At 67.5% G+C, this 23,092-nt stretch carries 22 protein-coding genes, 1 other RNA gene and 2 pseudogenes; 15 read left to right on the top strand and 10 right to left on the bottom strand.

Features of this window, described 5'->3' with window-relative positions; translation table 11 throughout:
- Positions 1-31 precede the first annotated feature (31 nt).
- Entirely contained in the window at positions 32-4,903 is a 4,872-nt protein-coding gene (locus AB0B64_RS24920) for an NAD-glutamate dehydrogenase (RefSeq protein ID WP_358179899.1), read from the top strand.
- 287 nt (positions 4,904-5,190) lie between these two features.
- Here AB0B64_RS24920 and AB0B64_RS24925 read toward each other — a convergent pair whose 3' ends face one another.
- Positions 5,191-6,015 carry an NAD(P)H-binding protein gene (locus AB0B64_RS24925; protein ID WP_358179902.1) on the bottom strand — a complete coding sequence of 275 codons (825 nt, stop codon included), beginning with the start codon at positions 6,013-6,015 and terminating at the stop codon, positions 5,191-5,193.
- A gap of 98 nt (positions 6,016-6,113) precedes the next feature.
- Here AB0B64_RS24925 and AB0B64_RS24930 point away from each other — a divergent pair, with 98 nt between their 5' ends.
- A complete protein-coding gene (locus tag AB0B64_RS24930) occupies positions 6,114-6,917 on the top strand; it encodes a helix-turn-helix transcriptional regulator (RefSeq protein ID WP_357949201.1) in 804 nt (267 codons plus the stop codon).
- Positions 6,918-7,155: 238 nt separating this feature from the next.
- Here AB0B64_RS24930 and AB0B64_RS24935 read toward each other — a convergent pair whose 3' ends face one another.
- The gene (locus tag AB0B64_RS24935) at positions 7,156-8,184 is read right to left on the bottom strand and encodes a hypothetical protein (RefSeq protein ID WP_358179905.1); all 1,029 of its coding nucleotides are present in this window, start codon (positions 8,182-8,184) and stop codon (positions 7,156-7,158) included.
- A 47-nt stretch (positions 8,185-8,231) separates the two neighbouring features.
- Here AB0B64_RS24935 and prfB point away from each other — a divergent pair, with 47 nt between their 5' ends.
- Entirely contained in the window at positions 8,232-9,347 is a 1,116-nt protein-coding gene (prfB, locus tag AB0B64_RS24940) for a peptide chain release factor 2 (RefSeq protein ID WP_357949206.1), read from the top strand.
- On the opposite strand, the gene AB0B64_RS24945 is transcribed toward prfB, so the two are convergent.
- Positions 9,333-9,524, bottom strand: coding sequence for a hypothetical protein (locus AB0B64_RS24945; protein ID WP_225295827.1), 192 nt, complete (start codon positions 9,522-9,524; stop codon positions 9,333-9,335). The two genes, prfB and AB0B64_RS24945, sit on opposite strands and share 15 nt — an antisense overlap.
- Before the next feature lie 203 nt (positions 9,525-9,727).
- Between AB0B64_RS24945 and ftsE the strand changes: the two genes are divergently transcribed.
- The 5 genes from ftsE (at position 9,728) to ssrA (ending at position 14,370) form a co-directional block, all read left to right on the top strand.
- Entirely contained in the window at positions 9,728-10,417 is a 690-nt protein-coding gene (gene ftsE / locus AB0B64_RS24950; RefSeq protein WP_049564761.1) for a cell division ATP-binding protein FtsE, read from the top strand.
- 20 nt (positions 10,418-10,437) lie between these two features.
- The gene (gene ftsX, locus AB0B64_RS24955) at positions 10,438-11,343 is read left to right on the top strand and encodes a permease-like cell division protein FtsX (protein ID WP_357949209.1); all 906 of its coding nucleotides are present in this window, start codon (positions 10,438-10,440) and stop codon (positions 11,341-11,343) included.
- Positions 11,344-11,366: 23 nt separating this feature from the next.
- On the top strand, positions 11,367-11,834 hold the full coding sequence (gene smpB, locus AB0B64_RS24960; protein ID WP_357949212.1) for an SsrA-binding protein SmpB: 468 nt from the start codon (positions 11,367-11,369) through the stop codon (positions 11,832-11,834).
- Positions 11,831-13,705 (top strand): penicillin-binding transpeptidase domain-containing protein, encoded by a 1,875-nt coding sequence (locus AB0B64_RS24965; protein WP_357949215.1) that lies wholly within the window; start codon positions 11,831-11,833, stop codon positions 13,703-13,705. Before smpB ends, AB0B64_RS24965 begins: the two co-directional genes overlap by 4 nt.
- Before the next feature lie 281 nt (positions 13,706-13,986).
- Positions 13,987-14,370: a transfer-messenger RNA gene (ssrA, locus tag AB0B64_RS24970) on the top strand.
- Positions 14,371-14,759: 389 nt separating this feature from the next.
- Here the strand turns inward: ssrA and AB0B64_RS24975 are convergent.
- The 3 genes from AB0B64_RS24975 to AB0B64_RS24985 form a co-directional block, all read right to left on the bottom strand.
- Positions 14,760-15,335 carry a hypothetical protein gene (locus AB0B64_RS24975; protein ID WP_358179908.1) on the bottom strand — a complete coding sequence of 192 codons (576 nt, stop codon included), beginning with the start codon at positions 15,333-15,335 and terminating at the stop codon, positions 14,760-14,762.
- Positions 15,332-15,706: a hypothetical protein gene (locus tag AB0B64_RS24980; protein ID WP_358179911.1), complete on the bottom strand. Its 375-nt coding sequence runs from the start codon at positions 15,704-15,706 to the stop codon at positions 15,332-15,334. Before AB0B64_RS24980 ends, AB0B64_RS24975 begins: the two co-directional genes overlap by 4 nt.
- A gap of 235 nt (positions 15,707-15,941) precedes the next feature.
- On the bottom strand, positions 15,942-17,030 hold the full coding sequence (locus AB0B64_RS24985; RefSeq protein WP_358179914.1) for an FAD-dependent monooxygenase: 1,089 nt from the start codon (positions 17,028-17,030) through the stop codon (positions 15,942-15,944).
- A 55-nt stretch (positions 17,031-17,085) separates the two neighbouring features.
- Between AB0B64_RS24985 and AB0B64_RS24990 the strand changes: the two genes are divergently transcribed.
- Positions 17,086-17,604: a TetR family transcriptional regulator gene (locus AB0B64_RS24990; protein WP_358179917.1), complete on the top strand. Its 519-nt coding sequence runs from the start codon at positions 17,086-17,088 to the stop codon at positions 17,602-17,604.
- A 23-nt stretch (positions 17,605-17,627) separates the two neighbouring features.
- Here the strand turns inward: AB0B64_RS24990 and AB0B64_RS24995 are convergent, their stop codons facing one another.
- Positions 17,628-18,242, bottom strand: coding sequence for a M55 family metallopeptidase (locus AB0B64_RS24995; RefSeq protein WP_358179920.1), 615 nt, complete (start codon positions 18,240-18,242; stop codon positions 17,628-17,630).
- Between the two features lie 163 nt (positions 18,243-18,405).
- On the opposite strand from AB0B64_RS24995, the gene AB0B64_RS25000 reads away from it, so the two are divergent.
- Positions 18,406-18,657, top strand: coding sequence for a hypothetical protein (locus AB0B64_RS25000; protein ID WP_358179923.1), 252 nt, complete (start codon positions 18,406-18,408; stop codon positions 18,655-18,657).
- On the top strand, positions 18,654-19,082 hold the full coding sequence (locus AB0B64_RS25005; protein WP_357949229.1) for a type II toxin-antitoxin system VapC family toxin: 429 nt from the start codon (positions 18,654-18,656) through the stop codon (positions 19,080-19,082). The genes AB0B64_RS25000 and AB0B64_RS25005 overlap by 4 nt, the downstream gene beginning before the upstream one ends.
- 189 nt (positions 19,083-19,271) lie before the next feature.
- Here AB0B64_RS25005 and AB0B64_RS25010 read toward each other — a convergent pair whose 3' ends face one another.
- On the bottom strand, positions 19,272-19,406 hold the full coding sequence (locus AB0B64_RS25010; protein WP_357949232.1) for a hypothetical protein: 135 nt from the start codon (positions 19,404-19,406) through the stop codon (positions 19,272-19,274).
- Between the two features lie 495 nt (positions 19,407-19,901).
- A complete protein-coding gene (locus AB0B64_RS25015) occupies positions 19,902-20,432 on the bottom strand; it encodes an alpha/beta hydrolase fold domain-containing protein (RefSeq protein WP_358179925.1) in 531 nt (176 codons plus the stop codon).
- 85 nt (positions 20,433-20,517) lie between these two features.
- Between AB0B64_RS25015 and AB0B64_RS25020 the strand changes: the two genes are divergently transcribed.
- Complete coding sequence (locus AB0B64_RS25020; RefSeq protein ID WP_358180074.1) at positions 20,518-20,805, top strand: TetR-like C-terminal domain-containing protein; 288 nt, start codon at positions 20,518-20,520, stop codon at positions 20,803-20,805.
- Between the two features lie 10 nt (positions 20,806-20,815).
- Here the strand turns inward: AB0B64_RS25020 and AB0B64_RS25025 are convergent, their stop codons facing one another.
- Positions 20,816-21,067: a hypothetical protein gene (locus tag AB0B64_RS25025; protein ID WP_357949241.1), complete on the bottom strand. Its 252-nt coding sequence runs from the start codon at positions 21,065-21,067 to the stop codon at positions 20,816-20,818.
- 249 nt (positions 21,068-21,316) lie between these two features.
- Here AB0B64_RS25025 and AB0B64_RS25030 point away from each other — a divergent pair.
- The 3 genes and pseudogenes from AB0B64_RS25030 to AB0B64_RS25040 form a co-directional block, all read left to right on the top strand.
- Positions 21,317-21,679, top strand: a pseudogene (locus AB0B64_RS25030) (MOSC domain-containing protein); the annotation flags it as partial.
- 43 nt (positions 21,680-21,722) lie between these two features.
- Positions 21,723-21,791: pseudogene (locus AB0B64_RS25035) on the top strand (hypothetical protein); the annotation flags it as partial.
- Between the two features lie 39 nt (positions 21,792-21,830).
- Entirely contained in the window at positions 21,831-23,087 is a 1,257-nt protein-coding gene (locus AB0B64_RS25040; protein WP_358180077.1) for a 2Fe-2S iron-sulfur cluster-binding protein, read from the top strand.
- Positions 23,088-23,092 lie beyond the last annotated feature (5 nt).

Raw genomic sequence — 23,092 nt, forward strand, 5'->3', positions numbered from 1 at the left:
TGGCGAACCCTCACAAAGGAGTGAGAGCGAAATGCCGCTCGACGAGGCCAAGGATGAGTTGCTCCAGCGAGCCGCGCAACGATGCGCGGCGGGCAGCGACCATGTGAGCCCCGAGGACGCGCTGGCCTTCCTGCGCGTCTACTACCGGCACATCGCGCCGGAGGACCTGCTCGACCGCAGCCCCGTTGACGTGTACGGCCCGGCGATGTCGCAGAAGCAGCTGGCCGAGGTACGCCCCCAGGGCCGGGCCATGGTCCGCGTCTACACGCCGACCCTCGAGGAGAACGGCTGGGACCCGGGTCACTCCGTGGTGGAGGTGGTCACCGACGACATGTCCTTCCTGGTCGACTCGGTGACGATGGAGCTCGCCAGGCATGACATCAACACCTACCTGGTGGTCCACCCGCAGATGCGGGTACGCCGTGACATGACCGGCAAGATGCTCGGCCGGGGCCAGGAGGACGTCACCGGCCAGATGCTGGTCGAGTCCTGGATGCACTTCGAGATCGACCGGCAGACCGACCCCGAGGTGCTCGGGCAGCTGGAGGCCGACCTTCAGCGGGTCCTGTCCGACGTACGGCAGGCGGTCGAGGACTTCAGGAAGATGCGGGGGGTGGCCGTACAGACCGCCGAGGACCTCACGCTGAACCCGCCGCCGCTGGAGCCCGCGGAGGTCGAGGACAGTCTCGACCTGCTGCGCTGGCTCGCCGACGGGCACTTCACCTTCCTCGGCTACCGCGAATACCGCCTGGAGCAGACCGACGAGGGCGACGCGCTGCGCGCGCTGCCCGGCGCGGCGCTGGGCATCCTGCGGGACGACAAGATCGGCTCGGAGAGCTTCTCCGTACTGCCCCCCGAGGTACGCGCCAAGGCGCGCGAGAAGCAACTGCTGATCATCACCAAGGCAAACTCCCGGGCGACCGTGCACCGCGCGGCCTACCTCGACTACATCGGGGTGAAGCTGTTCTCGCCGGAGGGCGAGGTGATCGGCGAGCGCCGGTTCCTCGGCCTGTTCACGCACGTGGCCTACAGCGAGTCGATCTCCAGGATCCCGGTGCTCAGGCGCAAGCTCGCCGACGTGCTGGAGCAGGCCGGGCTGGCTCCCGACAGCCACGACGGCAAGGACCTGATCGAGATCCTGGAGACCTTCCCGCGCGACGAGCTCTTCCAGACCTCGCTCGACCAGCTGCTGCCGATCGCGCTCGGCGTGCTGCGGCTGCGCGAGCGCAAGCAGGTCAAGCTGTTCCTGCGCCGCGACGACTACGGCCGCTACATCTCCTGCCTGATCTACCTGCCGCGCGACCGCTACACCACCCAGGTGCGCTACAAGATGCAGGAGCTCCTGCTCAAGGCGCTGGGCGGCAAGACGCTCGACTACAGCGCGATGATCGGCGAGTCCGCCCTGGCCCGGCTGCATGTGGTCATCCGCGGCGAGCGCGGCAGGCAGCTGCCGCCGCCGGGCGTCGACGTGCAGGAGCTGGAGTCGCGGCTGGCCGCGATCACCCGGTCGTGGGAGGACGACCTGGCCACGGCGCTGGCGGAGCAGACCTCCGAGGCGGAGGCCCCCAAGCTGACCAGGCGCTACCAGTCGGCCTTCCCCGAGGGCTACAAGGCCGACTTCCCTCCGGAGATGGCCGTGGTGGACCTGCGCCGCCTGGAGGAGCTGGTCGGCGCCGACGAGAACGAGATCGGCCTCAACCTCTACGAGCCGTACGACGCGGCCGAGGGCGAGCGGCGGCTGAAGATCTACAAGCTGGGCTCGCCCATCTCACTGTCGCGGGCGCTCCCGCTGATCCAGCGGCTCGGCGTCGAGGTCGTGGACGAGCGGCCGTACGAGATCGACAGGGACAACGACCCCGCCACCAAGAACGCCTGGATCTACGACTTCGGCCTGCGCTACACGCCGAACGACGAGGTCGACAGGAAGGACTTCAAGCGGCTCTTCCAGGACGGCCTCATCGCGCTGTGGAAGGGCGAGGTCCAGGCCGACAACTTCAACGCCCTCGTCCTGCGGGCCGGACTGACCTGGGAGCAGGTCGAGATCCTGCGCGTCTACGCCCAATACCTGCGCCAGGCGGGCTCCGCCTTCTCCCAGCGCTACATGGAGCGGGTGCTGACGGGCAACGTACGGCTGGCCCGGCTGCTGGTGCGGCTGTTCGAGGCGCGGCTCGACCCCCGGCGCGGCGACGACGTGCGGACCGACCTGGCCGACGCGCTCAACGAGGAGATCCTGGGCGCGCTCGACGAGGTCGCCTCGCTCGACGAGGACCGGATCCTGCGGGCGTACCTGGAGATGATCCAGGCGACGCTGCGTACCAACTACTTCCAGACCGTCGGCGGGCGCCGCAAGCCGTACATCTCGCTGAAGTTCGACCCGCAGGCGATCAGCGTGCTGCCGCTGCCGCGGCCGAAGTACGAGATCTTCGTCTACTCGGCCCGGGTCGAGGGCGTGCACCTGCGCTTCGGCAAGGTGGCCAGAGGCGGGTTGCGGTGGTCGGACCGGATGGAGGACTTCCGGACCGAGATCCTCGGGCTGGTCAAAGCCCAGATGGTGAAAAATACCGTTATCGTGCCCACTGGGTCCAAGGGCGGATTTGTCGTGAAGCGTCCGCCTGCGGGCGGAGGGCGCGAAGAGATGCTCGCCGAGGGCGTGGCGTGCTACCGGATGTTCATCTCCGGACTGCTCGACGTCACCGACAACCTGGTCGACGGCAAGGTCGTGCCCCCGCCGGACGTCGTCAGGCACGACGGCGACGACCCCTACCTGGTGGTCGCCGCCGACAAGGGCACCGCGACCTTCTCCGACATCGCCAACGGCGTGGCCAAGGAGTACGGCTTCTGGCTCGGTGACGCCTTCGCCTCCGGCGGCTCGATCGGCTACGACCACAAGGCGATGGGCATCACCGCGCGCGGCGCCTGGGAGTCGGTCAAGTACCACTTCCGCACGATCGGGACCGACATACAGACCACCGACTTCACCGTGGCCGGCATCGGCGACATGTCGGGCGACGTGTTCGGCAACGGCATGCTGCTGTCGCGGCACATACGGCTGGTGGCCGCCTTCGACCACCGGCACATCTTCATCGACCCCGACCCCGACACCGCCCGCAGCTTCGCCGAGCGGCAACGGCTCTTCGACCTGCCACGCAGCTCCTGGGCGGACTACAACACCGAGCTGATCTCGGCGGGCGGCGGCGTCTACCCGCGTACGGCCAAGTCCATCAAGATCACGCCGCAGATCCGCGAGGCGCTCTCCATCCCCGCGGCGGTCACCTCGATGGCGCCGAACGACCTGATCAGCGCCATCCTCCGGGCCCCCGTGGACCTGCTGTGGAACGGCGGCATCGGCACCTACGTCAAGGCGGGCACCGAGTCCAACGCCGACGTGGGCGACAAGGCCAACGACCCGCTGCGGGTCGACGCCGGAGACCTGCGCTGCAAGGTCATCGGCGAGGGCGGCAACCTGGGGTTCACCCAGCTGGCCCGCATCGAGTTCGCGCGCGGCGGCGGGCTGGTCAACACCGACTTCATCGACAACTCGGCCGGGGTCGACACCTCCGACCACGAGGTGAACATCAAGATCCTGCTCGACCAGGTCGTCCGCGACGGCGAGCTGACCGACAAGCAGCGCAACCAGGTCTTCACCTCGATGACCGACGAGGTCGCCGACCTGGTGCTGCGTGACAACTACGCCCAGAACGTGGTGCTGGCCGCGACCCGTGCCCAGGCCCCCGAGATGCTCCACATCCACTCCCGCTACCTGCGGCGCCTGGAGCGTGACGGGCTGGTCAACCGGGAGCTGGAGTTCCTGCCCTCCGACAAGATCCTGGCCGAACGCCGCCAGGCCCGGCTGGGTCTGACGGCGCCCGAGTTCTCGGTGCTGCTGGCCTACACCAAGCTGGTGGCCGACGCCGAACTGCTCGCCTCCGACCTGCCCGACGACCCCTACCTGGCCTCGTGGCTGGTGTCGTACTTCCCGTCGGCGCTGCGCGAACGGTTCCGGCCGTACATGGACGCCCACCCGCTGCGCCGCGAGATCATCACCACCACGGTGGTGAACGAGCTGGTCAACTCGATGGGCACCACGTTCATGTTCCGCTTCAGCGAGGAGACCGGCGCCTCGACGCCCGACATCGTCCGCGCCTACCTCGTCGCCCGCGAGGTGTTCGACCTGGCCAGCTTCCACCGCGCGGTGGAAGCGCTGGACAACAAGGCCGACACCTCGATCCAGATCGCGATGCTGCTGGAGGCCAGGAAACTGGCCGAGCGTGGCACGCGCTGGCTGCTCGGCAACCGCCGCCCGCCGCTCGACCTGGCCGGCTCGGTGAGCTTCTTCGTCAAGGGCGTGAACGGCCTGCTCGCCCACATCCCGAAGCTGCTCGCCGGACCCGACCTGGTGGCCTTCGAGGAGCGCCGCGACTCCTTCGCGGCCCGCGGCGTGCCGCTGGACCTGGCGGAGCGGGTGGCGGCCATGGTGCCCGCCTATTCGACGTTCGACCTGGTGGAGATCTCGTCGCTCACGGGGCGTCCGGTCAACGAGGCGGCGGAGGTGTACTTCGACCTCGCCGACCGCCTCCAGCTGGCCCTCCTCAGGGAGCGGGTGATCGCGCTGCCGCGTGACAACCGCTGGAACTCGATGGCGCGGGCGGCACTCAGGGACGACCTGTACGCGGCCCACGCCTCGCTGACCCGGGATGTGCTGGCCCACAGCACGCCTGGGCTGTCTCCGGAGGAGCGCCTGGCCCGCTGGACGGAGGCGAACTCGGCGGCGGTCCACAGGGCCCGTCAGACGCTCTCGGAGATCTGGGAAAGCGACAACTTCGACCTGGCGACGCTTTCCGTGGCCCTCCGCGCGATCCGCACGCTAGTCGCCTCAAGCAGCCTCCCCCACACCGAAGGCTGATCGCTTTTACAACCTTTTCGATCTTTTACGGCAGGCCCGGTGGGCCCCAGTCGCCGTACGGCGCTGGGGCCTGTCCAGGGGCACGCTCCTCCGGTGGAGGTGGCTGGGCGCCGTGACGTGCGTCTTCTTGGCCCCGGCCGCGGGCAGCCCCCACCCGCCGCGCAAAGCTGGCCCCCGTCCAGGGGCGCGCCTCTCCGGTGGAGGTGGCTGAGCGCCGTGACGTGCGTGTTCTTGACCCCGGCCATGATCGCGTCTTGCGCCCCGTCGGGGGCCTTCTCGGCCCCTGGTTAGTTCGTGGTCGTGAAGGCGTGCTTGTGGTCTTCTGTCCACTGGGCAAAGGTTCTTGGGGGTTTGCCGGTTAGGTCGGTGAATGTGGTTGATGGCGTTTCTGGGGTGTTTATGGCCGCTATGGAGTTTTGGACGAGTGAATCCACTACTTCCGGTGAGCCCCAGCGGGACAGAGTCTGGCGGTGGGCTTCCAAGTCCTGTAGGCGCCACTCGATCGGCTTGCCGATCACTCGCGCGATCGTGTTCATCTGGTCGCGTTGGGTGAGGGAATCGGGGCCGGTCAACTTGTAGACGGCGTTCTCGTGGCCATCTTCTGTCAGGGCTTTCAGTGCGATTTCGGCTATGTCGGCTTCGTGGATGGGGGCCGAGTGGGTGTCAGGGAATGGACTGGTGACCTTGCCTTCCGCGATGATCTCCGGCGCCCATCCGAGGGTGTTGGTGGCGAAGGCGCCGGGCCGCAGGACGGTCCAGGAGAGCCCTGAGGCGGTCACCGACTCTTCCGCCACGCCGTGCATGCGGGCGATCGCGTCCGTGGCCGCAGGGTCCGCCAGAGCGGCCGACAGGAGGACGACGTGGCGCACTCCGGCCTCGCGGGCCTTCGCCAGGAAGGCGTCCAGCCCCTGCCGGTCGGCGTAGAGGAACATCCGGTCGACGCCGGCCAGCGCGAGTGCCGCACTGCCCGCGTCGACCACGTCCACGCCGGCGGGCAGGTGGGTGGCGGCGGGATCTTTGCTGGCGGCGCGGACCTGCCGGCCGGCCGCCAGGAGCTGCCGTATGAGACTCCGGGCCACGTGTCCGCGGGCCCCGGTTACCAGGATCGTCATGCGGACATGCTGGTCCGGGGCCGTATCGAGAGGGTAGGCACCGCCAGGGCTGGGACTCGCGGTACCAGCCCTGGGCGGGCTGGGTCATCATGGTTGGGATGAACAGGGAGGAACTCGGCGGCTTTCTGCGTAGCCGGAGGAGCCGGATCCAGCCCGCGGAGGTGGGGCTGGCGCCCGGCCCGCGCCGGCAGACCCCTGGGCTGCGCCGCGAGGAGGTCGCGCTGCTGGCGGGCATCTCCGTCGACTACTACATCAGGCTGGAACAGGGCCGCGGCCCGCACCCGTCGGACCAGGTTCTCACCGCGCTCGGCCGGGTGTTGCGGCTGACGGGCGACGAGCACGACTACCTGCTTCGGTTGGCCGACCACTCCCCGGCCCGCCCCGAGCCCGCGCGCGAGGTGCCCGCCAACGTCCGGCGCCTGCTGGACCGCCTCACTGACGTCCCGGCCATGGTGATCAACGCCGGCTATGACGTACTCGCCTGGAACCGCATGCTGGTCGCCCTGATCGGCGACCTGTCAGAGACGCCATCCCGAGAACGCAACACGCTGCGCTGGCTCTTCGGCAATCAGGCCACGCCGGCCGACAAGCTCCAACTCGCCCGCAAATGCGTGGCCGACCTCCGAGCCACCGGCCGCTACCCAGGGGACGCCGACATCAGATCCCTGGTCGACGACCTGAAAGAGCGCAGCCCTCTTTTCGCCGAGCTGTGGGCGACCCGTGACATCGAGGTCCAGCGCACCCTGACGAAGCACATGACCCACCCCATCGCAGGCCCGATCGAACTCGACTGCGACTTCCTCCCCATAGCCGGCGCGGACCAACGCCTGGTCCTCTACACCGCCGCCCCCGGAACCCCCTCCCACAAGGCCCTCCAACGCCTACGAGAGACCGACGCGTAGCCATCACCACTGTGGCAGGCCATTGCCAAGAAAACGCACGTCACGGCGCTCGGCCATCTCCGCCGGAGCAGCGTGGCCCGGCTCTGTGCGGTGGGTCAGGGACGACCACGGCCGGGGCCAAGAATGCGCACGTAACGGCGCTCAACCGCCTCCACCGGAGGAGCGTGCCCCTGGACAGGGCCCAGCCCCGTACGGCGGGTGGTGCCCACCGTGCCTGCCGTAAAAGAAAGAAATGGGTTTAGGGGTCGCCGCCCACGGCCTTGGTGAGGGCGCCGGTGTGGGCGATGATGGTGGCCGGGGTCGGGGTGCCGGACGGTGGGACGACCGTCGCGTACTGGTTGATCTCCGTCGTCTTCAGGAAGCGGCGCGCCCTGTCGTTGTGATAGAGCCAGCGGGCCGACTCAGGCACCGGGACGAAATCCGCCTTGTCCGTCTCCACCGTGGTCGTCGTCGTGCGCGTCATCGCGTATTGGATCAGCGCCCCGCCGCCCACCATGCGCAGCGCGTAGACCGGGTAGTCGCCGGCGCTGAAGATCGAGTCGTAGCTGAACCCGCCGATCTTGGCGCGTTCCCGGTCGGTGGTGATCTGCTCCGCCACGTCCGTGGTGTAGGGGCCCCGTTCGAGCAGGCCGGCCGCCACGCCCGTCTCGCCCGCCTCCGCCACCGTGGCGTGCAGCGGGCCCATGAACTGCGGACTGATGGTGATGCTCTTGTCGTCGGGCGCCAGCACCGTCGCGTAGCCCTCCGCGTCGAGCTGGATGCGGGGCGGGTCCTGCCCCGGCAGCAGCTGCGTCGCCGAGCTGAGCCGCCAGTCGTCGCTCTTGGCGTCGGCATTGGCGAACGTCAGCAGCGTCGGATGGCCGTTGCGCGTGGCCAGCACCGTGAACCAGACCGCCGTCTCACTCTGCTTGAACCGCGGGACGAACAGCGTCGGCGCGCCCCACGTGTAGCGCGGCGGCCGGTTGCCCGTCGACAGGAACGCGGACGAGGTGAGCTGCGCCTCCGCGTCGCGGGTCAGCTCCATTGCCAGCCGCAGGTCGCCCCCGGCGCGCAGCAGGTCGTCCGTGGCGGTGAACGTGGCGAACGCCTTGGCCGCGTCGGCCGGCGTGATCAGCGGGGTCTCCGCCGAGGGCGTCGGGGTCACGGACTTCGCCGTGGTCGCCGCCACCTGACTGGGCTCGGGTTGTGGCGCGGCCGAGCAGCCGACCGCCGCGGCCAGCAGGCCGGCGGCGAGCGCCAGCACCTTCCGCCGACCGTAACTACGCACGTGGCCATGTTATTCGGGCCCGCGAGGGTCGCGTACCCTAAGGAAACGTGGCAGGTATCGATCCAGCAGAAGAGATCAACGAGCTCGCGGGCACCCTGCGGAGCATCCAGGACGTGCTCGACCTCGGCGCCATGCGCAAGCAGATCGAGGAGCTGGAGGGGCAGGTAGCCGCGCCCGACCTGTGGGATGACCCTGAGCAGGCCCAGAAGGTCACCAGCAAGCTCTCGCACATGCAGGGTGAGCTCAACCGCGTCGAAGGGCTGGTGCGCCGCCTCGACGACCTCAGCGTCCTCTACGAGCTGGCCGCCGAGGAGGGCGACGAGGACACCAGGACCGAGGCCGACAAGGAGCTGGCCTCGCTCCGGTCCGACATCGGCGCGCTGGAGGTCCGCACCCTCCTGTCCGGCCCCTACGACGCGCGCGAGGCGCTGCTCACCATCAACTCGCAGGCCGGTGGCGTCGACGCCGCCGACTGGGCGGAGATGCTGCTGCGGATGTACTTGCGGTGGGCCGAGCGCAAGGGCTTCCCGACCGAGGTCTACGACACCTCCTACGCGGAAGAGGCCGGCATCAAGTCGGCCACCTTCACGATCAAGTCCCCCTACGCCTACGGCACGCTCCGTGGCGAGCACGGCACCCACCGTCTGGTCCGCATCAGCCCGTTCGACAACCAGGGCCGCCGCCAGACCTCGTTCGCCGGGGTCGACATCGTGCCGGTCGTCGAGCAGACCGACCACATCGACATCAACGAGGACGAGCTCCGCATCGACGTCTACCGCTCGTCGGGACCCGGCGGCCAGGGCGTCAACACGACCGACTCGGCGGTTCGCATCACCCACCTGCCGACCGGCATCGTGGTCTCCTGCCAGAACGAGCGCTCGCAGCTCCAGAACCGCGCCTCGGCGATGAACGTGCTGCAGGCCAAGCTGCTGGAGCGCAAGCGGCAGGAGGAGGCTGAGCGCATGTCCGAGCTGCGGGGCGCCTCGACCACGTCATGGGGCACGCAGATCCGCAACTATGTGCTGCACCCCTACCAGATCGTGAAGGATCTGCGCACGGGCACGGAGGCGGGCAACCCGACCGCCGTTCTCGACGGCGACATCGATGAGTTCATCGAGTCGGAGATCCGCTGGATGCGCCGGCAGGAATCAGAGCCCGCTTAGGTGCTTGAGCACCAGGGCCAGGAAGAGCAGCACGACCAGCAGTAGCAGGATAAGGGCGGGTGACAGCCCGGCGAAGCCGTGGTTGTGCATCCGCTCGCGGTTGGCACGGCACAGGGGGCAGCGGCCCTCGATCACGGGGTGGGCGCACTGCGCGCATACGAGGTGTTGGCAACTCATGTCAGCCCCAAGTCTAGCCGCACAATCGTTTTGTTTCCGTTATGGACGTTCCATGCCAGTCTTCCCCCTAGACTGTGCTCTGGCCAATCGGAACGTCGATCATCAGTAAAGAAAGCCGTCCCCGATAGGCGTGTGGCGGGAAGTGGGCATGTGCCACCCTCGCTTCCGTCCTGACCCCTAGACTGGCATGCCGTGATGCTCTCGTGATCCATTTCGATAATGTCACCAAGGTCTACACGAACCAGAACCGGCCCGCTCTCGACCATGTCTCCGTTGACGTGGACAAGGGCGAGTTCGTGTTCCTCGTCGGTCCTTCGGGATCAGGCAAGTCCACCTTCCTGCGTCTGGTTCTGAAGGAGGAGCGGCCCAACTCCGGGGCGATTCACGTCGCCGGCAAGGATCTGGCCCGCCTGTCCAACTTCAAGGTGCCGCACCTGCGCCGCCGCATCGGCTGCGTGTTCCAGGACTTCAGGCTGCTCCCGAACAAGAACGTCTACGAGAATGTGGCGTTCGCGCTCGAGGTCATCGGTAAACCACGGCGGTTCATCCGCAAGGTGGTGCCCGAGGTCATCGAGCTGGTCGGCCTGGAAGGCAAGGCCCACCGGATGCCCGACGAGCTGTCAGGCGGCGAGCAGCAGCGCGTCGCCATGGCCCGCGCCTTCGTCAACCGGCCCATGATCCTGCTGGCCGACGAGCCGACGGGCAACATCGACCCCGCGACGAGCATCGGCATCATGAAGGTGCTCGACCGGATCAACAGGACTGGCACTACGGTCGTCATGGCCACGCACGACGCGGCCATCGTCGACTCCATGCGCAAGCGTGTCGTGGAGCTGGAGGACGGCAAGATCGTCCGCGACCAGTCGCGTGGCGTGTACGGCCAGGCGTACTGACAGGGAGCAGTAGACAGAACATGCGGGCGAACTTCATCTTCTCCGAGGTCTGGATCGGCCTCCGTCGCAACCTCACCATGACGATCGCGGTGGTCATCACCGTGGCCGTCGGCATGGCGATGCTGGGCATCGGCCTGATGATCAACGCCCAGGTCACGATGATGCAGGGCTTCTGGTACGACAAGGTCGAGGTATCGGTCTTCTTGTGCGGCAAGAACCCCACCATGCCCAGCTGCAAGGGCAAGCCGATCAGCGCCCAGCAGACCAAGGAACTCCAGGGCGAGATCCAGGGCATGGCCGGCGTCGAACAGGTCATCTACGAGAACCAGGCCGACGCCTACGCCAACTTCCAGAAGTCCTATGCCGCCAACAAGCTGCTCGTCGAAGCGACCAAGGTCGACGACATGCCCACGTCCTTCCGCGTCAAGCTGAAGGACCCCAACAACTATCAACCGATAGTGCAGGCGCTGCAGGGCAAGCCCGGCGTGTCGCAGGTGACGAACCAGAAGGACCTGGTCAACCAGTTCTTCGGGCTGCTCGACAAGCTCAGATCCGGTGCGCTGGCGGTGGCCATCGTCCTTGTGCTGGCGGCGGCGTTGCTGATCGGCAACACCGTCCGGCTGTCGGCCTTCAACCGCCGTCGAGAAACCGGGATCATGCGGCTGGTGGGGGCGTCGAACCTCTATATCCAGCTGCCCTTCGTCATGGAGGGCGTGATCTCCGGGCTGATGGGCGGGGTGATCGCCGCCGTGATGCTGATCGTCGCGAAGGTCTTCCTGTTCGAGGAGATCGCGCGTTATTTCGCGTTCGGCAGTCAGCTCGGCTGGGACTCGGTGGCCTCGGTGATCACGCTGACCATGGTGATCGGTGTGTTCATCTGTGTGCTGGCATCGTTCGTCACGCTCCGCCGCTACCTCAGGGTCTGACGAATCGCCGGTAAGGTCGGAGCATGCCACGTGAGACCGGGCGGAAGGTCGTCGCCCAGAACAAACGTGCCCGGCACGACTACCACGTCGAGGACACCTTCGAGGCGGGACTCGTGCTGCAGGGCACCGAGGTGAAATCGTTGCGCGAGGGACGGGCGTCCCTCACCGACGGCTACGCCTCCATCGATGATGGCGAAGCGTGGTTGCTGAACGTCCACATCCCCGAATACACCCAGGGGACGTGGACGAACCACGCCGCCCGTCGCAAGCGCAAGCTCCTGCTCCACCGCAAGGAGATCGACAAGCTCGCCGCCAAGACCAAGGAGGGCGGGCTGACGATCGTGCCGCTGTCGCTCTACTTCAAGGACGGCCGGGCCAAGATCGAGATCGGCATCGCCCGCGGTAAGAAGGACTGGGACAAGCGGCAGACGCTGGCGGAGCAGCAGGCCAAGCGCGAGATGGCCCGGGCAGTGCGGCACCGCAACCGATGAGCCGTCCCGTACGCCTGGGCCGCGTACGCCGCGGCCTGGCCGCGACCGTCACGCTGGCCGTCGCGAGCATGTCGCTGACCGCCTGCTTCGAGGAGTCCTCCCCGCACGATGCCGTGCGGGACTTCCTGGTGGGCTGGCAGTCGGAGGACTACGACCTGGCCGCCGGCCGTACCGACGGTGACCGGGCGACCGTACGCAAGGCGCTGTCGGACGCGAAAGCGGAGCTCGACGCGGCCTCGTTCCGATTCAAGATCAAAAGCATCAGCCTGGCCGGCGACCAGACGCGGGCCGACTTCCGCGCCGAGGTCGACCTGGGGGAGAACAACCCCCTCTGGGGCTACGACGGCGTACTCCCGCTGCACCTGGTGAACGGCCGGTGGAAGGTGCGCTGGTCGCCTTCCGTGCTGCACCCGCAGTTGAAGGACGGCCAGCGGTTCGCCGTGTCCACCGACCCGAACCCCCGCCAATCGGTCGTCGACCGCAACGGCACGCCGCTGCAGCGCCCCCAGTTCCTCTACGTGGTCCGCGTCACCCCGTCGCAGCTCGGTGACCAGGCGGAGGAGGTTGTTGAGCAGCTCTCGGCGATCACCGGGTTCGCCCAGGACCGGCTGCTGAGCCGGATCAGGTCGTCGCCGCCGAAGCAGTTCGTCCAGCTCGCCAACTTCGGCGCCGTACGCTACCGCGAGCTGAAGGACAAGCTCGACAAGATCCCGCAGCTCTCCATCCAGCAGCAGAAGCAGCCTGTCGCGCCCGACGACCCCAAGGACATCGTCGGAAAGGTCAGCGCGCTGACCCCGGAGACCGAGCAGAAACTCGGCGGCCCGCAGCGGGCGGGCGACTCCTACGGACAGAGCGGGCTCCAGCGGGCCTATCAGGACTATCTCACCGGATCCACGCAGACCAGGGTGATCATCCTCGACATCAAGACCGACAACGAGGTCGCGCAGCTCAAGGAGTGGCCCGGCCGCAAGAACGTACCCGTACGCACCACGATCGACAGCGCCAAGCAGCGCGCCGCCGAAGCCGCCGTGGCGCAGGCGGAGACCAGCGCGCTGGTAGCGGTCGACCGGTCGACCGGCGAGATCCTGGCGGTGGGCACGAAGGGCCTCAACCAGGAGAAGGACGCCCTCGCCGGCAAGTTCCCGGCCGGCACCGCCTTCTCGATCGTGGCCGCCGACGCGCTGCTCACAGCCGGGATGAAGACCAAGCAGAAGCTCGCCTGCCCGGCCGAGCGCACGGTGGGCGGCGCGCACTTCGTGACGGCGAGCCAGGTCATCGGCGCCTCCCCGACGTTCAAGGACAACTTCGCCAAGGGCTGCGTCACCGCCCTGGCCTCGCTCGCCCGGCGCGTCGACGCCACGGCCCTGAAAAAGAGTGCCGAGGCACTCGGCATCGGAAAGGACTGGCGGCTGCCGCTCAAGTCGTTCAGCGGCTCGCTGCCCGAGTTGACCAGCGACGCCGATAAGGCCAGGGCCATCGCGGGCCAGAACGTCGAGGTCAGCCCGCTCAGCATGGCCCTCGTCGCTGGGGCGATCGCCTCGGGCACCTGGCACCCGCCGGTGCTGGTGACCGATCCCAAGACGCCCGACCCCTCGACGGAGACGGTCGCGGTCAAGCCGCCGCAACCTGTGGCCGTCGACCCCAAGGTGCGCACGGCACTGACCGGCATGATGCTCGCCGGCGCCACCGGCTCGCCCGCCCAGGCCGGCCGCGGCCAGGTCTACGGCGTGACGGCCGCGGGCGACCAGGAGAAGCGGATGGGCTGGTTCGTGGGCTGGCAGGGTGACGTGGCGATAGCCGTCATGGCCAAGAACTACGACCCCGCGGCCGTCGCGGGCGACTTCTTCTCCGGCCTGCGCGACGCTAAGTGATTTCTTGTCACTCTAGGCAACCGTTCGGGCGGCCGGCTGCGTCTTACTCAGTGACTGCCCCGCTCGGGGGGTTGCGGGTGCAGTCGCCGTGATGAGTTCAGGACTTCATCTCGGGGGAAGTCCTGCCGTCCGGACCGGCTCGACCCTGCCGGTCGGCCCCCGGGAACGCCTACGCGTTTCCGGGGGTTTCGGCGTCTAGGGAATCAAGTTGACGCCGCAGGTGTTGGAGCATGTAAGGTCATGTTGCTCGGCTCTTCGGGGCCGTGTTGACAACTGCACATGGGGGTGACTGGCTTCGACTTCGACTTTGCAAGTCAGGTGAAGCGGGCCGAGGACTGCGGACATAACCTCGTTAACACTGTGACCGCAAACAACAAGTGCCAATTCTAAGCGCACTGTGGTCGGCCAGGGTTCCCTGGCCCTCGCTGCCTAAGTAGCGTAGCCACTGTCAGCCCGGGAGTGCCTTCGGCCCGGGATCTGGCATCGTTAGAAGGCTCAACCGCTCAACCCGGCCACGGGGGAGAGCGGGAAATCAAACAGTGGCTGAGCCCGTCGGCGACACGCCTGCGTGATTGCCGGGGCTGAGAAAAGCACAGCAGGCTGCGCCCGGAGAAGCCCTGTCTTGGGGTTGAAGGACGCGGGTTCGATTCCCGCCACCTCCACTGTTGATCATGATGCGGCGGCACCCGATGTGGGTGCCGCCGTTTTCGCGTCAAAGGGCTTCATCGGGGCGCTTCGCGCTTGAGGGCTTCAGGCGCTGTCTCCGGTCGCGCCGGAGCCGCGACCCCTGAAGGGCCTCCGCTTCGCTCCGGGCGTTTGTCTTTGGCGCGGGCTCCGCCCGCGCGTCCCCATTGACTGATTGAGCAGTCCAGGAGTCCAGCATTGGGCCGTTGATCATTGGTGATCCATGGAGGAAGGGCTCGATGGTTAGAGGTTCAGCCGATGCACCTCCAATTGGTAGAGGCGTGGAACGCCACGATCGCTGAGCCTGAGGTGGCAGTGGGCTGGGTTTCCGCAGCTCGCCGGCGGAACCCGGAAGGAGCACATCTGGTGATCAGCGTCGGCGGCGGGACCGGCCTGCCGGGGTAAGCCCGGGGACGCCACCGAGGGCGAGCAGGCAGAACATGTCGAATTGATGAAGGTCGGCCTTGTCCATACGCTTGATGGCCTCGATGCCGGAGCGAGCCGTATTGATGTGACCGAGTGTGTCCAGGCGGGTTGCATCGAAGGCAGGGTCGTGGTCCGCGCCATGTCTGGCTTCCAGAAGCTCGTTGAACGCGCTGGCCAGCACTTCCAGATCCACCGGAACGCGCCAGGAAGCGGAATCAACCAGAAGAAGCCGAACCGGACTCGGTGGCGTACGGCCGGCCGCGATGTCCTCCACCCATCGGGCGACCTTCTTGAAGTTGCCATGGGCATACCAGCGGCCGATGGCTTGCTGATGCTCGACCGGCCCATTCCTGGCCGCGCGCCTCGCGCCATGCTGTACGAGCTCGTGGAAGAGCGCATAGTAGGCCGTTGAGGTAGCACGCCTCAAGTAGGCGGTCCAAGGACGTCCGCACCCGGCGGTACGGCCTGCGAGGGTGTCGGCCAGATGGAGGTAGTCGTCTGCCTTGAAGTCTCGCCTCACGGCCAGTCCTGCTGGTCCCTGGTCAGGGCCTGGTCAATAACGCCTGTGCTGTTGTCTTCGAGCGGCTCGTCGACGTCTTCCCGGGCTTGGAATTCTTCCGGGGTGAACAGCTTGACGTAGACGTGCTCATCGATCTGGCGTTGAGCGGCAAGCTTGTTCACCTCCCTACGCAACGCATGGGTAAATTCGGCTGGCCACCCGTTCTCGTCGGGCGTGTCCATAATGATCACAGCTCGGAGTGCTGCCTCGCCATCGGCATCAAGGTACGGCTCAACCGAAGCCTCCTGGATGTGCGGCGCGTCTGGAATTCGCATGTCGCGGATCGCCATGGCCAGTTCGTTCAAGACTTCGCCCTGCCGCTTCATGCTCATGATGACCATCTTCGCATTTCCCGACTTCGACCAGAGGGTAGGCGAGGGTGCGTCACCAGAGGATCCTGTTCCGACCGAACTTCTTCGTGGTCAAGCCGACACCCAGCGTTGCGGCCCTGGTGGCCCAGGGACGGTGAAACCGTCGTGGTAGCGGCGTTCGTGAGTTCGCCCCGCCTGTCCTTGATGTGGACGACGCCGCCGGTCAGAGCTTGAGTCGTCGGCAGACGGGGGCGGTTTAAGTTGTGTGCGGTTCGGAGCCCGCCGAGGTGGCGTGCCCTCCGAACATTGCCGCGGCTTGCCGGCCTTTCACCTGGTTCTCCGTGACATAAGGCCGCAGTTCCGCCTCGTACGCGGCGAAGGCGGTCGTGTGGTCGCCGTCCGCCTCGGCCAGGCCGCGGGCCAGCGTCCATGCTCCGATCAGTGCCTGCGAGGTGCCCATGCCGCTGGTGGGCGCGGCGCAGTAGCCCGCGTCGCCGACCAGCGTGACCCGGCCGTGGGACCAGTGGTCCAGGTGGACCTGACAGGAGGAACCGAAGTAGAAGTCGTCGGCTTCGCTCATCGCCTTCAGCAGCCGGGGCGCCTCCCAGCCGTGCTCGGCGAAGGCGGCCCGCACGGCCTGTTCCTGTTCCTGGCGGTCGCGGCGGTCCAGCGCGGGGGAGGTGGTGGCGAAGGAAAGACTGACCGTGAGAGGGGCCGCCGCGTCGAGGCCGAACAGGTAAATCGCCGTGTTCGGGGTCTGCTGGAGCAGTCCGGTGCGGTCGAGCCCGAGGTAGTTGGGTGTGCTGAACCCGGCTCCGGAAAGGCCCAGGTGCCGCAGCGCGTCGGCGTGCGGGCCGAAGGTCAGCCGTCGGACCTTGGAGTAGACGCCGTCGGCGCCGATCACAAGGTCGAAGTCGCGGGTGGTGTCGCGCTCGAACTCGACCGTGACGCCGGACTCGTGCTGAGTCAGCGCGCTGATGGAGTCGTCGAACACGTACGTCACGTTGTCCGCGGTGATGCGGTGCAGGATCCGGGTCAGCTCCTGCTTGGGCACCTCCAGCTCGCCGGCGAACGCCTCCGCGGGCAGTTGCCCGACCTCGGCGCCGGTCTCGCCCACCAGCGTGGTGCCGCGCATCTTCGTGTCGTGCGCCCGGACCTCGGCGAGGATGCCCATCTCCTCCAGCACGCCGAGTGCCTGGCCGCGGAAGTCCACCGCGTAGCCGCTGTCGCGCAGGTGCGGGGCGCGCTCGATCACGGTCACCTCGTACCCGTCGCGGTGCAGGAAGTAGGCGAGGGCGGGCCCGGCCACGCTGGCGCCCGAGATCAGAACCGTCGTCTTGGTCATGGAGATGACCGTAAACGCGTCTTGCCCATTTGGTCAAACCAAATGGATAGACCGTTTGGGCAAGTTCTTCGGTATGCTGAGCCGTATGGGAAACCGAGAGGATCTGCTGGCCGGCGCCAAGCGATGCCTGATCGAACGCGGCTGGGCTCGCACGACCGTCCGGGACATCGCCTCGGCCGCTGGAGTGAGTCACGCCGCCATCGGCTACCACTTCGGCTCCAAAGATGCCCTGCTCACCCAGGCCCTGGTGGAGGCGGTTGACGAACTCGGCGCCGAACTCGCCCGTCGCACCCCGTCCGACGAGCCGGAAGAGCGCTGGCAGACGCTGATCGACAGCTTCACCACTCATCGGGCGTTGTGGGTGGCCCAACTCGAGGCCGTAGTGCAGGCCGAGCGATCACCAGAGGTACGTGAACACCTCGCCAAAGGGCAACGCCAGGGACGCGAAGGGCTCGGCGGTTCCGTGCCGCTCGCGTTGCTGACCGGTCTGATGCTGCAGTGGCTGGTGGACCCGGATCACGCGCCCACCGGCGCAGATGTGATCAGCGAGCTCCGATCACTCCGCAACCTCTGAATATTCATCGGCTCGGATCGATATCAGACGGCGCCGAGCGTGGCGATGAGTTCAATGACCTGGTACGCGGTCGGGAAGTCCGGTGCCGCGTAGCGCAGCGTGCAGCCGTCTTCGAGCTCCATTCCCGGCACCAGCAGCGCGTGCTCGGTCATCCGCGGCCGGTGCACCCGTACTTCCAACCGCACCGGGCCGTCGAAACGCAGCGGACGGACGGTGCCGCGGCCGGCCAATGCCTCGGGTATCGCCTGTTCGATCCTGTCGCATGCCTCGTCGGGGTGCAGCAGCGCGACCGCGTCGATACTGTCCGCCAGTCCAGCCATCATTCCGCCGGGTTTGGGCGCGCCACGCAGTAATTCGGCACGCCGGTCCAGCAGTTCGGGGAGAAGATTGCGGAAACGCGCGTGGGCCTCGGTGACCAGCACCTGGGCGCCTGCCTCGTAGGGGTGGACGCCGCGGACGGCTGCGCTGGCCTCCGCCGTAAGCAGTTTGCGGTTGCGCTCGTATTCGCTGTGGCCGGGAATGACATCATCGCCATCGACCACCCCGGCGATTCCCTCCATGTCCACCGAGACGAGCACCCGCATCTCGATCACGCCTTTCCAGGTCATTCGCACGTACGCCTGCGGCTGAAGCGTCATGGTATCTAGCGCTTTGCGGTCTCTCGGGGGTGTGGACGGCTGGCATGTGGATCGTGTCCGACTGGATCCCGGTTACCTGTACATATAATCCGTAGTACGCCGTGGTACGTAGGGGTACAATTGAGCCATGGATGCTCCGATGCCTCGACCGACCGAGGTGAGCGTGCGCCAGTTCGTCAATGACTCTGGAAGCGTCACGCGCGGCCTTCGCGAGGGAAAGCGATACATACTGACGATCAACGGCGAGCCGCTGGCCGAAGTGAAGCCGATCAAGCGCCGCCGGTTCGTTCCCACAGCTGAGGCGCAGGCCGTTTTCGCCACCGCCCCGGCTATTGACTGGGACGAGGTACGGGCTGATCTGGACACGATGATCGATGACGAGCTACGCGATCCGTTCGGCGGGACCGGCCTGTGACCCGGCATGAGCGGGGCGTTCTCGACACCAGCATCGTGGCCGCCTTCAAGCTCTTTGATCCCGCCGAACTGCCCGCGGAGTCAGCGATCACCGCCGTCACGCTTGGCGAGCTGTCGCGTGGCCCATACGCCACGGATGATCCGGTCAGGCGCGCGGGAAGGGTCGCGGTGCTCCAGTATGCCGAAGCGGCATTTGGTGACCCACTGCCGTACGACGCCGACGCCGCCCGCATGTTCGGGCAGATCTGTGCTGTCGTGTACGCGCAGGGCCGACAGCCACGAAGCCGGACCGCCGACTTGATGATCGCCGCGACAGCCGCCAGTAACGAGCTGCCCTTGTTCACCGCGAACCCCAAGGACTTTGACGGCCTGGAACGGCTCGTGAGTGTGGTCGCCGTGACGCGACCTGATGGCGCGACGGGTTAGCCTCAGGAGCGGAATGAACATGATCGACAGCCTCGTCAGGCCGACCGGGGAAGATGACACATATCCCACCGCCTCCAGCGCCGCGAAGGAACATCCGTAGCTCACTGGGACACCCGCAGCTTCCGTGGCATGCAGACGCCCCCACACCCATTTGGCGGGCGCGGGGGAGTTGAGCTTCCTAGCTGTGGGTCAGACCCGGAATGGCAGGTCGGCCATGTCTACACCGAGCGTCACCGCAATGATGATCACGATCATGATCACGAGAACCCCCACATGCTTGCCCCATTCACTAGGGACCTGCACAAACAAGGAGAAATTGCTCACCAGCGCCTCCAAAGCCGATCGAATGGATGACGCCGGACCTGAGGGAGGGAAGTCTCCAGCCCCATCAGTCGGTACGCTGGAACCAGAGAAAACAGGTACCTGGTGATGGGCTCAGGCCCGGCTGGGCATCGAGGGCCCGGTCCCCTTCGCGAGAGGGGGCTGGGCCCTTTTTTAATGCCCACGCATAACGGTAGTAGCTCCCTCAGCGCGCCCACACGTATTGGCAAAGAATTGACCAAGAGCAGGCGCCCCATCGAGTCTACGAGCGATATATCCGCAGGTCAGGGCGTTGCAACTCGCTCCAAAAATTTGACTATAACTTTACCCGTGGGCGAGGTGGTCCCGAAGACGAACCTCTGGCAATTAGCTGAAAGGCACCTATATACGTTTTGCCGGAGAGGCGGCGCGCTTGCGTTCTTTGCGGCGGCGGCGGCGACGACCGGGCGCGGGCCGAGGAGGCGTACGAGCGGCTGCTGCCGGTCTCAGCCGAGCCCGTCACCCGGCGAAGGCATCGCGGAGGAACTCGACGATCTCCGCCCGCGCGGCCTTGGCCTGCGGCACCACGCCCGGCATGCTGAGGAACGCGTGCGTCGCTCCCGGATATTCGGTGAGCCGCGCGGGCGTCCCGGCCGCCCGCAGTCGCTCGGCGTAGCAGCGGCCGTGATCGGCCACCGGATCGATGGTCGGCACCACCACGAGCGCTGGGGCCAGCCCGCTCAGGTCGTCGGCGTACAGCGGCGACAACGCGCGAGGATCCGTTCCCGGCGGAACGGCGAGCTGCTGGAAGAACCGCATCTGCGTCAGGGTGAGGGCCGGGCTGTTGGCGTACTGGCGCATCGAGGCGTGGTCGAACCCTGCCGAGGTCAGGTCGACCGGGGAGTTGGCCAGCACCTGCGCCCGCAAGGGCAGGCCGGACTTCCTGGCCCGGATCGCGGCCAGGGCGGTGACCATCGAGCCGGTGCTCTCACCGAAGACGGCGGTCCGCCAGGTCCGCGTGCGGCTCCCCGTGTCGCGGAGGGCGACCACATCCGCCAGGCCACCCGGTCGGCCGCGCCGGCCTCAATGACGTGGTCTTCGCCGCGACGCCGGCCATTCACTGGATCGCGGCAAGATCGGCGAGCCCGGGGTGGGCGACGCGTTCGCGGGCGTGTTCAGTGACGCCGTCAGTGATCCGGCCGTACGCGAGACGCTGTCCGCGCGGTTGCAGGACCCGTACCGGCTCGCGCTCCAGAAAGCGCTGGGCGAGCCGGAGAATCGGGTCCTGTTCTTCATTGACGTCGTCGTCGGGACCTTGCTCCACCGGATGGGCATGACCGGCGAGCCGATGGTCGACGCCGACGTGGCCGCACTGGTCGAGATGGTTCTGGCGCACTTCGCTGACGGTGCCGATCCGGCCTAGAGCTGCTGTTTTAGTACTGCACCCACAGGTAGTAAAGGCCCGGGGCGTTCCAGTTGGTCGGGATGACGGTTTCGCAGTAGTACTGGCGCCAGGTGTGGTTGGTCTGACCGTTGTAGCCGATCCCGGCGCATTGGTCGGGCCAGCCGTAGGTGCCCTGCTTGACATAGCCGGGTATTTCGGCCTGTGCGGGCGAGGCGAAACTGAATGCGGTGATGAGGGTGGCCGCGGCCAATGTGAGCGCGGCTAGGGGGCGCGACTTCATAAAGGAAAGTTAACTAATAATTTAATGGTAGGCAATGCACCGCCCTCCGTTCCGGCGAACAGTACCTGACCGTTTTATTGCTATTCGTTCTGTATGTTCGGTAGTCCACGCCCCCTGCACGGACCCTGACGCGAGGAGGGACGCATGGCGCGGCTGGTATCGGTCAACGTGGGTCTTCCGCAGGACGTCGCCTGGCAGGGCAAGACGGTGCATACCGGCGTGTGGAAGTACGCCGTCGCCGGCCCGCGGATGGTGCGGCGGCTCAACGTCGACGGGGACGGCCAGGGGGATCTGGCCGGGCATGGCGGTGAGTACCGTGCCGTCCTGGTCTACCAGCTCGACTCCTACCGCCACTGGCAGGAGCACCTCGGCCGCGACGACTTCGCCTACGGGCAGTTCGGGGAGAACTTCACCGTCGATGGGCTGCCGGACGACGAGGTTTGTATCGGAGACCGGTTCCAGGTGGGCGAGGCGCTGTTCGAGGTCACCCAGCCGCGGGTCACCTGCTACCGGGTGGGGTTGCGGATGGGCGAGCCCCAGATGGCCGCGTTGCTGGTGTCCCACCGGCGGCCGGGGTTCTACCTGAAAGTCCTCGTCGAGGGCCGGGTGGAGGCGGGGCAGGAGTTCGTCAAGGTCGCCTCCGGTCCCGAGGGGGGTGACGGTCGCCGACATCGACGCGCTGCTGTACCTGCCGGGCCACTCCCGTCGGCAGCTCGCGCGGGCGCTGCGCATTCCCGCTCTCAGCCCCGGCTGGAGAACGTCGTTGCAGGCGCTGCTCGACCAGGCCGACGGCGCTTCCGGCGCGGCGGGCGGCAACGCGGGGCTGGCCCCCGCCGTCTCTCCGCCGCCGGCCTGGCCGGGGTTCCGGCCGCTCCGGGTGAGGCGGATCGAGGCGGAGAGCGCCAGCGTGTTCTCCGTGACGCTGGCCGCACTCGGCGGTGACCCGCGTTCTGCCGCGCTCGGCGGTGACCTGCGTCCTGCCGCCTCCGACGGAGCGCCGCTCCCTGCCGCCTCCGACGGCGACCCGAGTTCTGGCGCGCCCGGCGGCGGCCTGCTTCCTGCCGCGTTGCCGGGCCAGTTCCTCACCGTTCGGGTGCCATCCGAGGGCGGCGGGCCGTCGCTCATCCGCAGTTACTCGCTGTCCGGCCCGCCGGGCGGCGGGGAGTATCGCCTCAGCATCAAGCAGGAGCCGCACGGGGCGGCCAGCGGATACCTGCGTGCCCATCTGCGTACCGGAGATGTTCTCGAGTGCGCGGCCCCGCGAGGCGCCTTCACCCTCGTGGCCGGTGACGGTCCCGTTGTCCTCATCTCGGCGGGCATCGGCGCCACCCCCGTGATGGCCATGCTGCACACGCTCGCCGCCGAGCGATCCCCTCGTGAGGTCTGGTGGCTGTACGGCGCTCGAGACGGCACCGAGCACCCTTTCGCCGACGAGAGCCGCGACCTGCTCGGCCGGCTGGCGAACGCGCACCGGCACGTCTGCTACAGCCGCCCGGCCCCCGGCGACCGGCAGGGCGTCGACTACCACTCCAGGGGCCGGCTCTCCCTCGACCTGCTCTGCGGTCTCGGCCTGCCACGCGGCGCCGACACGTACGTGTGCGGCCCTCCCGCGCTCATGCGGGACTTCCCGGTCGCGCTCGCCGCCTCCGCGCTCGCTCCCTCCCATGTCCGTACGGAGATCTTCGGCGCCGGCCCGTCCCTGACGCCCGGTGTCACGGGCGCCTCGGTGACTCCCGTGCACCCGCCCGCGGGTCCGCCAGGCGACGGGCCCGCGGTCTCCTTCGCGCGCAGCGGGCTGACGGTGAGCTGGAGTACCGCGTACACGAGCCTGCTGGAGCTCGCCGAAGCCTGTGACGTGCCCACCCGCTGGTCATGCCGCACCGGCGTCTGCCACAACTGTGAGAGCGGCCTGCTGGCCGGAAGCGTCGACTACTCGCCCGAGCCACTCGACGCACCCGCCGAAGGCGACGCGCTCATCTGCTGCTCCCGGCCACGTGAGGACGTCATCCTGGACCTTTGACGCGC

Source organism: Nonomuraea sp. NPDC049129 (assembly GCF_040648495.1).
Lineage (GTDB): Bacteria > Actinomycetota > Actinomycetes > Streptosporangiales > Streptosporangiaceae > Nonomuraea.

Bases quoted from the DNA above. Each gene is read 5' to 3' on its own strand.
- AB0B64_RS24920 (WP_358179899.1), top strand. From the start codon at position 32: ATGCCGCTCGACGAGGCCAAGGATGAGTTGCTCCAGCGAGCCGCGCAA.
- AB0B64_RS24925 (WP_358179902.1), bottom strand. From the start codon at position 6,015: ATGACGATCCTGGTAACCGGGGCCCGCGGACACGTGGCCCGGAGTCTC.
- AB0B64_RS24930 (WP_357949201.1), top strand. From the start codon at position 6,114: ATGAACAGGGAGGAACTCGGCGGCTTTCTGCGTAGCCGGAGGAGCCGG.
- AB0B64_RS24945 (WP_225295827.1), bottom strand. From the start codon at position 9,524: ATGAGTTGCCAACACCTCGTATGCGCGCAGTGCGCCCACCCCGTGATC.
- ftsX (WP_357949209.1), top strand. From the start codon at position 10,438: ATGCGGGCGAACTTCATCTTCTCCGAGGTCTGGATCGGCCTCCGTCGC.
- smpB (WP_357949212.1), top strand. From the start codon at position 11,367: ATGCCACGTGAGACCGGGCGGAAGGTCGTCGCCCAGAACAAACGTGCC.
- AB0B64_RS24965 (WP_357949215.1), top strand. From the start codon at position 11,831: ATGAGCCGTCCCGTACGCCTGGGCCGCGTACGCCGCGGCCTGGCCGCG.
- AB0B64_RS24980 (WP_358179911.1), bottom strand. From the start codon at position 15,706: ATGAGCATGAAGCGGCAGGGCGAAGTCTTGAACGAACTGGCCATGGCG.
- AB0B64_RS24985 (WP_358179914.1), bottom strand. From the start codon at position 17,030: ATGACCAAGACGACGGTTCTGATCTCGGGCGCCAGCGTGGCCGGGCCC.
- AB0B64_RS24995 (WP_358179920.1), bottom strand. From the start codon at position 18,242: ATGACGCTTCAGCCGCAGGCGTACGTGCGAATGACCTGGAAAGGCGTG.
- AB0B64_RS25025 (WP_357949241.1), bottom strand. From the start codon at position 21,067: ATGAAGTCGCGCCCCCTAGCCGCGCTCACATTGGCCGCGGCCACCCTC.